Raw genomic sequence first — 14,327 nt, 5'->3', positions numbered from 1 at the left:
TCGCCGGACGGCCGCGACACCGCCTGTCGGCTGTACGACGAGGGGTCAGTAGGAGTTCCGGCCGATGATGAGGTACAGCAACAGACCGAGAATCGGCGCGAAGAACACCACGAGCGCCCAGAGGACGGGCGGGTGGTCGCTGCGTGACTCCGCGTCCGAGTAGGTCCACACGATCATCGCGAGGTGGACGACGAGGAACACGAGGCTGATCAGGAGAGCGATCCCGGCGGCCGCGCCTTGGAGGAGCAACGGGGACATGCCGCCCGATATCAGCACGCCCTCCGACAAGTGTTTTCGGATCCGCACCGGGCGCTCGGCGAAACCGCTTTTCGCGTCGAGTGCGAACGTGTCGCATGGTTAACGCGGTGCGCGCGGTCGGCGCCGCGGGCGAGTGTCTCGGCGGCGTTCTGCTCGCTGTGTCGGCGGCCGCCGACGCCGAGGTGCGGACCGTTCCGCTTGCGGTCGGCTTCGCGGCCGGCTTCCTCTACCGCCACGCGCGAGCGGTCGCAGGCTGTCGGCGGTTCCGGAGCGGGCCGGGACGGGGGCTCGGGATCGCGCTGGCGTGGACGGCGATCGGCGTCGCTGTCGACCGATCCGTCGACGGTCCGGCGGCGAGACGCGCGTTCGCGGCCGGACTCGGACTGGGGTCGGCCGGCTACTGGCTCGCGTGGCGTGGAGAGCGATCGGAGCGAGCCGGGGGCTGACCTGACCCATGCGGGAGCCCCGGGGGAGACCGAACCGTTTTGATCCCGCGGCGCCCGGTGCCGGTATGACGCTCCCAGTCGACGCGGACCGGCTCCGCGCGGACATCGAGGCGAACGCGGCGTTCGGTCGGGTCGAGACGGACGACCCCGAGGCGCACGCGCGAACGAATCGGACGGGAACCGAGGCCAATCGGCGGGCGAGGGACCGGCTGGTGGAGCGCCTCCGCGACGCCGGCCTCGACGTGACGGTCGACGCCGTCGGGAACGTCCTCGGGACGTGGACGCCGGCGAGCGCCGACCCGGACGCAGAGCCGGTCGTCTCGGGGAGCCACCTCGACAGCGTTCCCGAGGGGGGAATCTTCGACGGTCCGCTCGGCGTCTACGCGGCGCTGGAGGCGGTGCGCGCGATGCGCGACGAGGGCTTCGAGCCCGAGCGCCCGGTCGGCGTCGTCAGTTTCACCGAAGAGGAGGGAGGCACGTTCGGCGACGGACTGCTGGGCTCGTCCGTCGCGACCGGCGAGCTAGCGCTCGACGAGGCGCTCGCGCTGTCGAATGCCGACGGGGAGATGCTGAGCGAGGCGCTCGACCGGATCGGCTACCGCGGCGGGAGCGCGGTTGACGCCGCCACGCCGACCGACGCCGACGGCGACCCTGCGACGCTCGATCCCGCGTCGTGGGCGGCGTTCTACGAGCTCCACGTCGAGCAGGACACGAAACTGGAGGCGGCGGGCGCGGCGGCCGGCGTTGTGACGACGATCACCGGGATCACCCACTGCGAGGCGACCGTCGAGGGCGAGGCGAACCACGCGGGCGCGACCGCGATGGACGAACGGACGGACGCGCTCGCGGCCGCGAGCGAGTTCGTGCTTGACGTCGAGGCCGCCGCGAACGAGGTCGTGACGTCGTCGTCGCCCTCGGCGGTCGGCACGGTCGGGTCGCTGTCGGTCGAGCCGAACGCGACGAACGTGGTTCCCGGACGCGTCGAGGCCGGCGTGGACATTCGCGACGTCGAGGTCGCGTCGATGGAGGCGATCGTCGACGTCGCGCGCGACTCGCTGGCCCGGCTTGAGCGCGAGCGGGGCGTCGAGACCGAGTTCGAGCGCCCGTTCGACGTGGCGCCGACGCCGATGAGTGGCCGCCTCCGCGACGCCGCCCACGCCGCCGCCGACGCGGCCGGGCGCGAGGCGATCGACCTCCACTCCGGCGCCGCCCACGACGCGATGCGGGTCGCGCGCGTCACGGACGCGTCGCTACTTTTCGCTCCCTCGCGGGACGGGATCTCGCACAACCCCCGCGAGTGGACCGACTGGGCGGACTGCGCCGGCGCGACGGAGGTGCTCTCGGGGGCGCTCGCGCGCGTGGCGGACGGCGAGTGAGGGTCGCTCGCGCAGGTGGCATCGAACTCCGTGACGGCACAACCGTTTTGGCGGTCGGCCGCGAGCGACGAGCGTGAGACGTCCGCTCGGACTCGCGTCGCTCGCCGTGGGACTGCTGGCGGGGGTCGCCGGAACGATCGCCGGCACGACCGACGCGCTCGCGAACTGGCCGCCGATCGGCGGGTATCCCGCGGCGACCGTCGTGGGACGGACGCTGCTCGTCGTCGCCGTCGCGGGGCTCGTGTACGGGAGCTACCTGCTCGCGGTCCGGGTGCTGACGCGGGCGGCCAACAAGCGACGCGCGCACAACGTCCGGAACCTGCTGCGGCTGGCGTTCGGCGTCGTCGGGACGGTGGCGACGCTCGCGGTGGCGACGGAGAACTGGCTCGGCCTCCTCTTCTCGCTCGGCGTCATCGGGTTCGCGATCACCTTCGCGCTCCAGCAGCCGCTCCTGTCGCTGATCGCGTGGGTGTACATCGCCGTCAAGCAGCCGTTCGGCGTCGGCGACCGAGTCAAGATCGACGACGCGAAGGGCGACGTGATCGGGGTCGACTTCCTGGTGACGACGCTGTGGGAGATCAACGGCGAACTGGTGACGACGAACCAGCCCTCCGGGCGGGTGGTCACCGTCCCGAACAGCGTCGTCCTCTCGTCGAACGTCGTCAACTTCGGCGGCGGCGGGTCGCCGTACGTCTGGAACGAGGTGTCCGTTCAGGTCGCGTACGAGACCGACCTGCCGTTCGCGCGTTCGGTGATGGTCGAGGAGGCGACCGACCTGATCGGCCGGGACATGGCCGAGGGAATCGCCGCCTACCGCGAGGCGCTCGCGGAGACGCCCGTCGAGCTGGAGGTCCACGACGGCCCGACGGTCAACGTCCGGCAGGAGGAGTCGTGGGTCGAGCTCCGCGTCCGGTACCTCACCCACCCGAGGCGGGGGCAGCGCGTGAAGAACCGGCTGTACGAGCGGATCTTGGAGCGGTTCAACGACAACCCGGACCGCGTGGCGTTCCCGGTGAGTCGGAGCCGATAGGTCGTCAGCGGCGGTGTCCTCGACACGGGGACGAGTGCGGTCACGAGCCGGACTCACCACTCCGGCTCGATCCGGGAGTGAAGTATATATGCGCTCGTCCGTCTCGGTCGCCGGACGGCACTCCGTCTCGGAGGGGGCGGATCCGTGGCCGTTTTCGGCGGTTGTGACCGCAAAACGCCTCTCGTGGGTTTTTCGATGACCAGATCCGCGCCCGATACAATAGATACATTTATATACTCTCGTGACTAACTATACGTTAACAGACTGGCGATTGCGGACCTCGCTGTATTTTCGTCGGGGGATCGTCGGAGCCACACCCATGACAGAGACAGACACCTACAGCGACGGCGGAACGGAACGAGAGCGACTCGCGGACCCGGGCCACGCGCCCGCGAGCGGCGAGCGCACGCGAACGAAGGCGGACGCGGAGAAGTCGGCGGACGTCGAGGAGCGCTCGGAGGACGAGCGCGAGCGGGTCACGACCTGCCCCGAGTGCGACGGCCGACTCGCGACGGACACGGAACACGGCGAGACCGTCTGCAGCGACTGCGGGCTGGTCGTCGAGGAGGACTCGGTCGACCGCGGGCCGGAGTGGCGCGCGTTCGACTCCAAGGAGAAGGACAGCAAGTCGCGCGTCGGGGCCCCGACGACGAACATGATGCACNTCGACCGCGGGCCGGAGTGGCGCGCGTTCGACTCCAAGGAGAAGGACAGCAAGTCGCGCGTCGGGGCCCCGACGACGAACATGATGCACGACAAGGGGCTCTCGACGAACATCGGCTGGCAGGACAAAGACGCCTACGGCAAGTCGCTCTCGGGGCGACAGCGGCGCCGGATGCAGCGGCTGCGCACGTGGAACGAGCGGTTCCGCACCCGCGACTCCAAGGAGCGCAACCTCAAGCAGGCGCTTGGCGAAATCGACCGCATGGCCAGCGCCCTCGGCCTCCCGGACAACGTCCGCGAGACCGCCTCCGTCATCTACCGCCGCGCGCTGAGCGAGAACCTCCTGCCCGGCCGCTCCATCGAGGGCGTCGCGACCGCGGCGCTGTACGCCGCAGCCCGGCAGGTGGGGAACCCCCGAAGCCTCGACGAGTTCACGGCGGTCTCTCGGGTGGAGAAGATGGAGCTCACCCGGACGTACCGCTACGTCGTCCGCGAGCTCGGCCTGCGCGTCCAGCCCGCGGACCCGACGAGCTACGTCCCGCGGTTCGTCTCGCGGCTCGACCTCTCGGAGGAGACCGAGCGGCGCGCCCGCGAACTGCTCGAGGACGCCGCGAACGCGGGGATCACGAGCGGCAAGTCGCCGGTCGGGCTCGCCGCCGCCGCCGTTTACGCCGCGGCACTGCTGTCGAACGAGAAGGTGACCCAGAGCGAAGTGTCCGACGTCGCCGACGTCTCTGAGGTCACCATTCGGAACCGGTACAAGGAGTTGCTCGAGGCGAGCGGAACCGTAAGCGCCTGACGCGCCGCCACGCACCGATTCGACCCGGGCAGTGGACGACCGCGGTCCCCGCCCCGGCGGGCGGCTCTCCGTCGGCACCTACGTTTTTAACGCGGCCGGCTGTACAGGGTGACATGGTTGACGCGTTCGTCAGACTCGTCTGTCCGGAGTGCGACAAGGAGTGGCAGGACAATCCCGCCGATCTTCAGGATCTTCGGTCCAACTTCAGCTGTCCGGCGTGTCACGCGACGCGTCGCCTGACCGAGTTCATGCGAACGGAACGCGACCTCGAGGCCGTCAAGCAGTTCCAGTGACGCGCGGCGGAGCCGGCCGCCGCCGAACCGACCACGGGCCGCCCTCCCGATCGAGAACTCACTGACTGCGCAGTGACGGCTCTCGGTCGCCTCGCGCGTCGCCGCGAACGTCCGAAAACGATCCTGATCGATCTATCGAGAACCCACTTCTCCGCCCCGCTACTCGCGAAATACGCGAATGGTATGGTAACGTGACTCAAGATAATAATATAAACCTCCGGTAGCAAAGGACTGGTACTCATGAAGAAGCAGGAGCTCATCCATCTTCACGGTCTCCTCGCGGAGGTACGAAAACAGTGCGAGTTCTGGGACGACGACGTTGACCTCGAAGCCTACGAGGAACTGGGTGTGAAGCCGACATCGATTCACAAGTCGAAGACCGACCACAAAGCGGCCGTTTTCAAGCTGACAGAGGGAATCACCGAGCCGATGGAGTCGTCCGAATCGGAGCCGCTGGCCCCGACGGCCGACTGAGACGTCTACTGCGCGCTGCTCCTCGCTGACCGCACAATCGACGATTAGCGCTGCGGCCGCAGCTCAGTATCCGGTGTCTTCTCCGGCGTCGCTCCCGACGCCGTCCGACTCGGACATCCCCTCCGGGGCGCCGGATTCCTCCGTGCGGTCGCTCACTTCTGAATCTATCTCGGTGACAGAAAGCACCTTCAGCGGAATGTTGCGGAGGCGCTTCCCGATCTCCTTGCGCGCGACGCGGCTGGCGTGTTCGCCGCGGTCGACGTTGAACACGTCCATCTGAAGCTCCAGGGCGACGAGCGCCTCGTCGGCCGCGACGAACGCCGGATCGAGCCGCTCGCCGCTCGGCGACGTCCGCGTCCCGGTGTCGATCTCGACGTAGTTGAGATCCGGGTTGAGCATCTCGCCCGTCTTCGAGATGGCGATCCGGACCGCCTCGTCGGCGGTTTCCACGTCGTACACCGGGACCGCGGCCTCGACGACGACTCGACAGTCCATCACGCGCGAAGGTACCACGCGAACAAGTATCAAACTTCGGCCGCGACGGGCCGTCGAGGCCCGAGGCGGCCGGCTCTCGGGGATCGCTCCGGTCCCCGTCACTGCCCGATCACTCGCCGCCGGCGCGGAGGTAGTAGAACACGTACGTCTGCGCGTAGCCGGCGAACTCGCCCCCGAACCGCTCGCGGATCGCCCGGGAGGTCTCGGCGTAGCTTCCGCGGTCGCAGTCGGGGTAGTACTCCTCGACGGTGGTGCGGATCCAGGTATCGAGCGGCACCGCTTCGAGGAAGCCCAGCGAGAACAGCAGCACGCAATCCGCGACCTTATCCCCGACGCCGACGAACCGCGTGAGCGACTCGCGGGCCTCCTCGTAGGGGAGGTCGGCCGCCTCCAGCGGGTCGGCCTCGCCGCTCGCGACCATCTCCGCGGTCCGCCGGACGTACGGCGCGCGGTAGCCCAGAGAGAGGTCGCGGAGTTCGTCCTCGGTGCGCGCGGCCAACTGCCCGGGCGTCGGGAAGGCCTGATACGTCTCGTCGCCGAGCGCGACGGCGTCGCCGTACGTCTCCCGAAGCCGTCGCTGCATCCCGTGGATGCGGGCGACCCGCATCTGCGCCGAGCAGATGAACGAGATCAGACAGGGGAAGACGGGATCGCGGGTCAGCCGCATCCCCTCGTAGGCGTCGTACGCGCGCTCCAAGAGCGGGAGGTCCGGCGTGGCGTCCAGGATGGCGTCGAGATCGTCGTCGAGCCGGAGCAGGTGCGTCAACAGCGGCTCGGCGTCCGTCGACGCCTCCCAGCGGAGCGTCCCGTCGTGGACGCCGCCCTCCTGTCGGACCCGGACCGCGACGCGCTCCTCGGTCACGCCGGGGATCGGGTCGACGACCGTCTCGTACCACGCGTCGCCGCCGTGCGCGTGGAGCTCGTCGTACGTCTCGCCGTCCGCGCGGTTCCAGAGGTAGCTCTGTCCGCTCTCGAGGGTCGCCTGTAGGTCGAACGGTCCAGCCAGGTCGCCGACGTCGATCGCCCCGCGTTCCATCGTCTTCGGTCAGGGCGCGCGCGGACATGCGGGTTTCGGTCCCCGGACCGCCGCCGAGGACGGGTTTTTGTCCGCGCGACTCCTACCTGAGGTATGCCGACGTACAGGCGGACGACTCGGGTGCCGGCCCCGATCGAAGACGTGTGGGCGTTTCACTCCACGGTCGACGGACTGCGAGAACTCACGCCGGACTGGATGCGGCTCCGCATCGACGGCGTCACGGGGCCCGACGGCTCGCCCGACCCCGAGGTCCTCGTCGCCGGTTCGGAGATAGAGATGTCGATGCGCCCGTTCGGGGCGGGGCCGCGACAGCGGTGGACCTCGCGGATCGTCGAGCGCGAGCCCGACGGGACGACGCAGCCCGAGCGCTCCGCTCGCTTCGTCGACGAGATGGAAGGCGGCCCGTTCCGGCGGTGGGAACACACCCACGCGTTCTACGCCGACGGCGACGAGACCCTCCTCGTCGACACGGTCGCCTATCGGCTGCCGCTCGGTCCGCTCGGCGACGCGGTCGGACCGATGGCGAAGGTCGGGTTCGAGGGGATGTTCCGCGACCGGCATCGCCGGACGGTCGAGCGGTTCACCGAAAACTGACGGCGCGGCGGCGACGTGCGCGGTGCCGGACAGCTACGAGGAGGGGTGCGGTGCCGGACCGCTACGGCGACGCGAGCCGCGTCGCGTCCGCGCCGAACGTGAGTTCGAAGACGGCGCCGTCGTCGTTTCGGGCCTCGATGTCCCACTCGTGCGCGTCGACGATCCGGTCGACGATCGCCAGTCCGATACCGGAGCTGTCGGCCGACGAGACGCCCGATTCGAACACCGTATCGGCGAGTTCGACCGGGATCCCGGGTCCGTCGTCCGCGACGTACATCCCGCCGACGCCGCCGTCAGCGGTGATCGGGCCGACCTCTATCGACACCTCCGGGCCGCCGTGGTCGATCGCGTTCCGGAAGAGGTTCTCCAGCGCCTGCCGGAGCCGACCCGGGTCGGCCTCGACGCGACCGACCTCGCCGGCGATTGTGAGCGTCGCGTCGGGCGCGCGCACGGACCCCCACGCCTCCTCCGCGACGGCCGCGATCGGGACCGGTTCAGTCTCGCCGATCGTCTCGCCTCGCCGCGCGAGCATGAGCAGGTCGTCGATCAGGGTCTCCATGCGGTCGACCGCGCCGCTCATGGCGTCGTACCGCGAGGGAGCGAGTTCATCTTCGGAGAGCGACAGGTAGCCCGAGATCACGTTCAGGGGGTTCCGCAGGTCGTGTGAGACGACCGCGCTGAACTGTTCCAGCTGTTCCGCCTGTCGGCGGAGCGCCTTCCTGCGGTCGTTGCGCGCGATCGTGTGCGCGATCAGGTCGCCGAGGGTGCGGTATAGGTCGACCTCGTCGTCCGTCCAGGCGCGGGGGTCGGTGGACTCGAACGCGACGATCCCGCTCAGTTCCCAGTCGACGACGAGCGGGACGTGAACCGTCGCCGGCGATTCCGCGACCCGGACCGCGTCGCCGTCCCCGTCCGCATTCCCGGCAGGGACGGATCCTCGCGCGACGTTGCCGAACGTCGACAGCTTTTCCGGGTCCGGGAACGCCTCGAACGGCCTCGGTTTCGGCTCGGACCCGTCGGGACACCAGCCGTACGCGGGGACGAACTGCCCGTCCTCCTCCCGGTAGCAGACGATCCGATCGAGCTCGGCGTGTTCGCCGACGTTCTCCATCGTCCACTCTATCTTCGTCCCGACCTCGTCGGTGCGGGTGCTCATCAGCGTCGTTCCGGCGTCGAGCAACACCTCGGAGAGGCGGGCGACGTCGTCGTTGCCGAGTCGAACGCGGTCGGGGTCCAGTCGGCTCGCGAGCCGTTCGGCGAGCGGGTGGGACGCGTCGATCTCGTCCGGGTCGGACTCCCAGTCGTCCGCGTCGACGGCGTCGTCCACACCGGCCGCTAACAGGGATCGGACGGTCGCCGTCGTCGCGTCCTCGACGAGCGCGATCACCGGCACGTTCGACGGGAGCGCCGCGAGCCGCTCCGTCACCCGATCCTCGGTCGCGGCCGCGGCGGTGATGACGACGCCGCACGTCTCGTTCAGCGGATCCTCACCGTCGCGGTCGTCGTCCAGGTCCGTCGGGACGAACGTGCGGAGTTCCGGTCCCCTCGGGCCGCCCCAGACGGCGTCGACCGCGCGGGACACGCGTTCGCTCGCGCTCGGGTCCTCGCCCACGAACGCGACGACCGTTCGCCGGTCCATACACGATTCACTCGTTCGGGTGGCTTCAACGTTCACCCCCAAATATCGGCGCTGAAAACGCTACGTCCGAGCCGCCGTCGCGGTGACGTAGATCCCGACGAGGACGACGCACCCGCCCGCGATCGTTACCGCCGTCGGCGTCTCCGACAGCAAGGCGAACGCGAGCAGCGTCGCACCGACCGGTTCGCCGAGCAGCGAAACGGAGACAACGCTCGACTCGAGATGCGCGAGCGCCCAGTTGAGGACGGTGTGACCGAGCAGTCCAGGCCCGACCGCGAGCCCGGCGAACAGGAGCCACTCCCGAGCGGGATATCCCGTGAGGGGGTGTCCCGCGGCGAGGACGAACGCGAGCAGAACGACCACGCAGACGCCGTACACGACAGTGACGTACGGGATCAGCGAAATCCGCTGCCGAAGCGAGCGACCGGCCAGCACGTAGCCCGCGGCCGCGACGGCGCCCGCGAGCGCCAGGGCGTTGCCGTACAGCGGCCGGGGACCGACCGCCACGCCGCCGAGGAAGTCGCCGAGCGACATCGACGCCATCCCGCCGACGGCGACCGCGATGCCCGCCGCCATCCGACGCGTGACGCGTTCACGCAACAGCAGCCACGCGCCGATCGAGACGAACACCGGCTGCGCCTGAACGAGCGTTACGCTCGCGGCGACGCTCGTCCACCGGAGGCTCTCGAACCAGGCCGCGAAGTGGACCGCGAGCGCGATCCCGGACAGCACCGCGAACGCGAGGTCGCGAGACCGGATCCGCGCGAACTCCCCGCGATACCGCCACGCCGCTACCGCGGTCAGCGGCAGGGTCGTGAACAGCACTCGGTAGAACGCGGCGACCGAGCTCGGCGCGTCGCTCACGCGGACGAGGATCGCGCCCGCGCTCACCGCGACGACCGCGGCCGCCAGCCCCGCCTTCGGCGACACCGCCGGCTTCGAGCTCATCGGATCTCGTGGTCGTTCGAGCGGGGGGCGCTTACGGGTTTCGAGAGCCGACCCGTCGGACGGCGAGGTACCTCGCTCGCTCTCCCCCGACAGACGACGCCGACGGAGATTTTACACCCCGGCGCGAACCACCGCTCATGTGTGCGGACACGTTCGGCGTCGGCATCCGCGTCGCCGAAACGGAGCTCCGAGTCGTCGTCGGCGTCCCTTCCGATATCGACGCCGGGTGGACCGACCCCGAGGCGTTCCAGTCTCTCGTCGCGGAGGCCGTGTGGGAGCGACTCGACCGCCGCCCGACCCTTGAGGCCGTCGCTGCGCGGTACGAAACCGGTGAGACCGCTGCCCTCGGGAGCGTGACGCTCGAACCTGACGGCACCGTGGTCGAGACCGACCTCAACCACGTCGCGGCGTCCGACGGTCGGGACGCTACGGACGACTGACGAACCGCGTCAGAGCAGGGCCCGTTTCATTCCTCAGAGACGTACGCTTCGAGCGCGGAACCGACCGCCAACGTCCGCTCCGGCCGGTACGCGGTGAGGTCGTATCGGGTCGGTCCCACAGTGTCTCCCCACGTCTCCAGCGCGCCGAGCGTGACCAGTCCCGACAGCGTCGCACCCAGCGTCCGCGGCGTCGTCTCCGGGTCGGTCAGTGCGGCGTGGACCTGTTTCGACTGCGGGTAGTTGCGGTCGCACGTCTCGATGCCGCGCTCGGCCTCGACCCAGTGACGACGGACGTATCCGAAGGTCGTGGGGTCGTCGCGAGAGAGCCGTTCGACCGCCGCCGTCGCGTCCGCGTCGGCACCGACGACGGCGTCGACGCGACCGCCGACGCGCGACAGCAACTCTGCGGACCCCTCGAAGGAACATCCGATCGCGACCCGGTTCGCTCGGTCCCCGAACCGTCCGAGGAGCCGGTCCGCGAACGCGACGGCGGCGTCGACGCCATCCCGAGCGGCGACCGGTGCGACGTCGTCGATTACCACGTCGACCGTTCCCGATGGGACCCCGTCGAGGTGATCGTCGACGGCGTCGAGAACCCGTTCGCTCCCGGCGTCGCGGCCGAGCACGGTGTACGCGAGCCCGTTGTTCGGTACCACCTGCGTCGACGCGGTGGCCCCGCTCCGAGCGATACCGTTCACGTCAACGACCGCCTCCCGCGTCGGCGGCCCCGCCGGCCTTCGCTCCCATCCGCTCCGCCACGCCTCGACATCGGTTCCGAACAACACGGACACGACACGGTCCGAGGCGACTCCGTCGCGAACCGACGGCTGGCCGCCACAGAACAGTCGTCCCGCGTCGTTCGATCTATCCACGATACGTTGGGTTCATCGACAAAAGTGATAAACTTACGGATGGAACTATTAGTACTGATACGCTATCCGGCGAGACGATCAGTCGAGCGCGGTGAATCGTCCGTCCGTGGGCGCCTTCCGAGACATCGAACCAGTAGCTTCGATTACAACCGGTTGCGGAACACGCAACCGAGACCGCCGGCCGACAGTCGGTGAAAACGAGTGAATCGTGAGCGCTGTGGGTCGCTGGATATGAAAAAAGCCCACGGACGTTACGTCCGTGGGCTTGGTGGGATTGTTCCCGTATGAATGGGTAGGCGGCGACTNTGTGGGTCGCTGGATATGAAAAAAGCCCACGGACGTTACGTCCGTGGGCTTGGTGGGATTGTTCCCGTATGAATGGGTAGGCGGCGACTCGTGGTTCCCAGAGGATCGCTCACTCCAGTACTTCACGATACGCTGGTAGGCTTAACTTCCGTGTTCGGAATGGGTACGGGTGTTTCCCTACCGCTCTGGCCGCCTTCATGCCGACTCTCGGAGTCGAACCGAGACTCTCTCTCTCTGTGACCGGAGAGAGACGCCTGTGTCGGTGTGGTTCGATACCAACCGTGTAAATCGTGCGATCCAGATACCGCCTGAACTCATGCGAGTCGTGGCGCGTCAGCGCCAATGAATGTGGCTCGGTCTGTTAGTGCTCGTGGGCTTAACACCTCGTTGCCTCGGTGCGTACACCCCGAGTCTATCGAACTCGTCTTCTACGAGTGACCTCTGTGGTACCTCTTTTCCATGTGGGTTTCGAGCTTAGATGCGTTCAGCTCTTACCCCGTGTCGCGTGGCTACTCGGCATCTGCCCTCTCGGACAACCGATACACCAGTGGCGACCAAACGTAGTTCCTCTCGTACTATACGTTCGTTCACGTCAGGTACCTCACACCCCCAATAGATAGCAGCCGACCTGTCTCACGACGGTCTAAACCCAGCTCACGACCTCCTTTAATAGGCGAACAACCTCACCCTTGCCCGCTTCTGCACGGGCAGGATGGAGGGAACCGACATCGAGGTAGCAAGCCACTCGGTCGATATGTGCTCTTGCGAGTGACGACTCTGTTATCCCTAAGGTAGCTTTTCTGTCATCTACGGGTCCCATTCCGGAACCTCGTAGGTTCGCTAGACCACGCTTTCGCGTCAGCGTTCCTCGTTGGGAAGAACACTGTCAGACCATCTTGTGCTCTTGCGCTCTTCGCCGGATTCCCGACCCGGCTGAGATGATCTTCGGGCGCGCTCGATATCTTTTCGAGCGCGTACCGCCCCAGTCAAACTGCCCGGCTACCGGTGTACTCCTCCCGGAGTGAGAGTCGCAGTCACCGACGGGTAGTATTTCAATGCTGTCTGGGTGGCGCGCTGGCGCGCGTACCTCTGTAACGACTCCTACCTATGCTGCACATCGGCGACCACGTCTCAGCGACAGCCTGCAGTAAAGCTCTATAGGGTCTTCGCTTCCCCTTGGGGGTCTCCAGACTCCGCACTGGAACGTACAGTTCACCGGGTCCAACGTTGGGACAGTGGCGCTCTCGTTTATCCATTCATGCAAGCCGCTACTGAAGCGGCAAGGTACTACGCTACCTTAAGAGGGTCATAGTTACCCCCGCCGTTGACGGGTCCTTCGTCCTCTTGTACGAGGTGTTCAGATACCCGCACTGGGCAGGATTCAGTGACCGTACGAGTCCTTGCGGATTTGCGGTCACCTGTGTTGTTACTAGACAGTCGGAGCGCCCGAGTCACTGCGACCTGCTCCGTCGAGAGCAGGCATCCCTTCTTCCGAAGGTACGGGACTAACTTGCCGAATTCCCTAACGTCGGTTCTCCCGACAGGCCTTGCCTTGCGCTGGCAGAGCACCTGTGTCGGATCTCGGTACGGACATCGTGCTTGCCTTTTCACGGGCCCTATGTACGGCTGACTTTCGCTATTTCGCGCTTCGCTCGCTTCGTGCCGTGACGGCGTCCACGAGTTTCCACGATTCGACCGGGCGAGTGCCCGGCTCAGCGTTCCACACGGCGTCGGCGTTTACTGCACGATGGCGCTGGAATATTAACCAGCTTCCCGTCGGTGTAGTCAAGTTGTGGTACACCTTAGGACCGGCTAACCCTCGGCTGAACGGCAGTGCCGAGGAACCCTTGCTCTTCAGGCCGTCGAGGTTCTCACCCGACTATCGCTGCTACTGTGACCAGGATTGTCGTTACTGGACGGTCCACACGAGCTCTCGCCCGGGCTTCCATCCGACCAGTACGCCAACCTACGCGGTTGCCCCTGTCAAGGGCACGGCCAGGTCTCGGTGGTAGATTTGAGCCCCGATCATTTTGGGCGCCTCAAACCTCGGCCGGTAAGCTGTTACGCTTTTCTTAGAGGGTAGCTGCTTCTAAGCTCACCTCCCGGCTGTTTAGGGCTTGAGACCACCTTCGAATCGCACTTAATCTACACTTTGGGACCTTAACCCGGCTCTGGGTTGTTCCCCTCACGGTACACAGGCTTACCCCGCGCACCGGACTCCCTTCGTCTACAGCGCCTGCGGGTTTGGAGTTCGACAGGATGGCCGACTCCTCTCGGAGGCGGGTCATCCAATCGGTAGCTCTACCCCGCGGGCTACCTCGGAAGAGGTCATGCTTCGACATGTTTCGGTTGGAACCAGCTGTTGCCAGGCTCGATGGGCCTTTCACCCCTACACACGAGTCACGAGAGGATATTGTAGAATACCAACTCTAACAGGCCTCCACGTGGCTTTCGCCACGCTTCACCTTGCTCGCGCGTAGATCGCCTGGTTTCGGGTCGCACCTGATTGACTCCCCGCGCTTGAACACGGTGGCCCTCACACGAATGTGCTGCGGCCGTATCGGTTTCCCTGCGCCTTCCCCGGTTCACGGGTTAGACTCGCCAATCAAGTGCACTCCCTGGGTCGTTTTTCAAAACGCACGACACGACGCCGGCTCG

Annotated in this window: 14 protein-coding genes and 2 rRNA genes; 8 read left to right on the top strand and 8 right to left on the bottom strand. The window is 67.3% G+C overall.

Annotation, left to right across the window (positions count from 1 at the left end; genetic code table 11):
- Positions 1-45 precede the first annotated feature (45 nt).
- Entirely contained in the window at positions 46-258 is a 213-nt protein-coding gene (locus C470_RS00580) for a PLDc N-terminal domain-containing protein (protein ID WP_049897417.1), read from the bottom strand.
- Between the two features lie 95 nt (positions 259-353).
- Here C470_RS00580 and C470_RS00575 point away from each other — a divergent pair, with 95 nt between their 5' ends.
- From C470_RS00575 to C470_RS00550, 6 genes are all read left to right on the top strand, one after another.
- The gene (locus C470_RS00575) at positions 354-704 is read left to right on the top strand and encodes a hypothetical protein (protein WP_008364521.1); all 351 of its coding nucleotides are present in this window, start codon (positions 354-356) and stop codon (positions 702-704) included.
- 65 nt (positions 705-769) lie between these two features.
- Complete coding sequence (locus C470_RS00570) at positions 770-2,080, top strand: Zn-dependent hydrolase (RefSeq protein ID WP_008364520.1); 1,311 nt, start codon at positions 770-772, stop codon at positions 2,078-2,080.
- A 73-nt stretch (positions 2,081-2,153) separates the two neighbouring features.
- A complete protein-coding gene (locus C470_RS00565) occupies positions 2,154-3,110 on the top strand; it encodes a mechanosensitive ion channel family protein (RefSeq protein WP_004598527.1) in 957 nt (318 codons plus the stop codon).
- A gap of 319 nt (positions 3,111-3,429) precedes the next feature.
- The gene (locus C470_RS00560; protein WP_008364518.1) at positions 3,430-4,572 is read left to right on the top strand and encodes a transcription initiation factor IIB; all 1,143 of its coding nucleotides are present in this window, start codon (positions 3,430-3,432) and stop codon (positions 4,570-4,572) included.
- A 113-nt stretch (positions 4,573-4,685) separates the two neighbouring features.
- A complete protein-coding gene (locus C470_RS00555; protein ID WP_004598524.1) occupies positions 4,686-4,865 on the top strand; it encodes a DUF7836 family putative zinc-binding protein in 180 nt (59 codons plus the stop codon).
- 240 nt (positions 4,866-5,105) lie between these two features.
- Positions 5,106-5,339, top strand: coding sequence for a UPF0058 family protein (locus C470_RS00550; RefSeq protein WP_004598519.1), 234 nt, complete (start codon positions 5,106-5,108; stop codon positions 5,337-5,339).
- A 63-nt stretch (positions 5,340-5,402) separates the two neighbouring features.
- Here C470_RS00550 and C470_RS00545 read toward each other — a convergent pair whose 3' ends face one another.
- Both C470_RS00545 and C470_RS00540 read right to left on the bottom strand, forming a co-directional pair.
- A complete protein-coding gene (locus C470_RS00545) occupies positions 5,403-5,834 on the bottom strand; it encodes a DUF555 domain-containing protein (protein ID WP_007344624.1) in 432 nt (143 codons plus the stop codon).
- Between the two features lie 109 nt (positions 5,835-5,943).
- Positions 5,944-6,870, bottom strand: a complete 927-nt coding sequence (locus tag C470_RS00540; RefSeq protein ID WP_008364517.1) for a DNA-3-methyladenine glycosylase family protein — start codon at positions 6,868-6,870, stop codon at positions 5,944-5,946.
- A 93-nt stretch (positions 6,871-6,963) separates the two neighbouring features.
- Between C470_RS00540 and C470_RS00535 the strand changes: the two genes are divergently transcribed.
- Complete coding sequence (locus C470_RS00535) at positions 6,964-7,464, top strand: SRPBCC family protein (protein WP_049908404.1); 501 nt, start codon at positions 6,964-6,966, stop codon at positions 7,462-7,464.
- Between the two features lie 61 nt (positions 7,465-7,525).
- Here the strand turns inward: C470_RS00535 and C470_RS00530 are convergent, their stop codons facing one another.
- A complete protein-coding gene (locus C470_RS00530) occupies positions 7,526-9,103 on the bottom strand; it encodes an ATP-binding protein (protein WP_008364516.1) in 1,578 nt (525 codons plus the stop codon).
- 60 nt (positions 9,104-9,163) lie between these two features.
- Entirely contained in the window at positions 9,164-10,051 is an 888-nt protein-coding gene (locus C470_RS00525; protein WP_008364515.1) for a DMT family transporter, read from the bottom strand.
- Positions 10,052-10,188: 137 nt separating this feature from the next.
- On the opposite strand from C470_RS00525, the gene C470_RS00520 reads away from it, so the two are divergent.
- A complete protein-coding gene (locus C470_RS00520) occupies positions 10,189-10,491 on the top strand; it encodes a hypothetical protein (RefSeq protein ID WP_008364514.1) in 303 nt (100 codons plus the stop codon).
- A 26-nt stretch (positions 10,492-10,517) separates the two neighbouring features.
- Here the strand turns inward: C470_RS00520 and C470_RS00515 are convergent, their stop codons facing one another.
- The 3 genes from C470_RS00515 to C470_RS15185 all read right to left on the bottom strand — a co-directional run.
- Complete coding sequence (locus C470_RS00515; protein WP_239638546.1) at positions 10,518-11,363, bottom strand: hypothetical protein; 846 nt, start codon at positions 11,361-11,363, stop codon at positions 10,518-10,520.
- A 381-nt stretch (positions 11,364-11,744) separates the two neighbouring features.
- Positions 11,745-11,866, bottom strand: a 5S ribosomal RNA gene (rrf, locus tag C470_RS00510).
- Between the two features lie 144 nt (positions 11,867-12,010).
- Positions 12,011-14,327: ribosomal RNA gene (locus C470_RS15185) — 23S ribosomal RNA — on the bottom strand; the annotation flags it as partial.

Source organism: Halorubrum distributum JCM 13561 (genome assembly GCF_000337395.1).
Lineage (GTDB): Archaea > Halobacteriota > Halobacteria > Halobacteriales > Haloferacaceae > Halorubrum > Halorubrum distributum.
The sequence above is the reverse complement of the archived record's forward strand: the minus strand, read 5'-3'. Positions and strand labels throughout refer to the sequence as shown.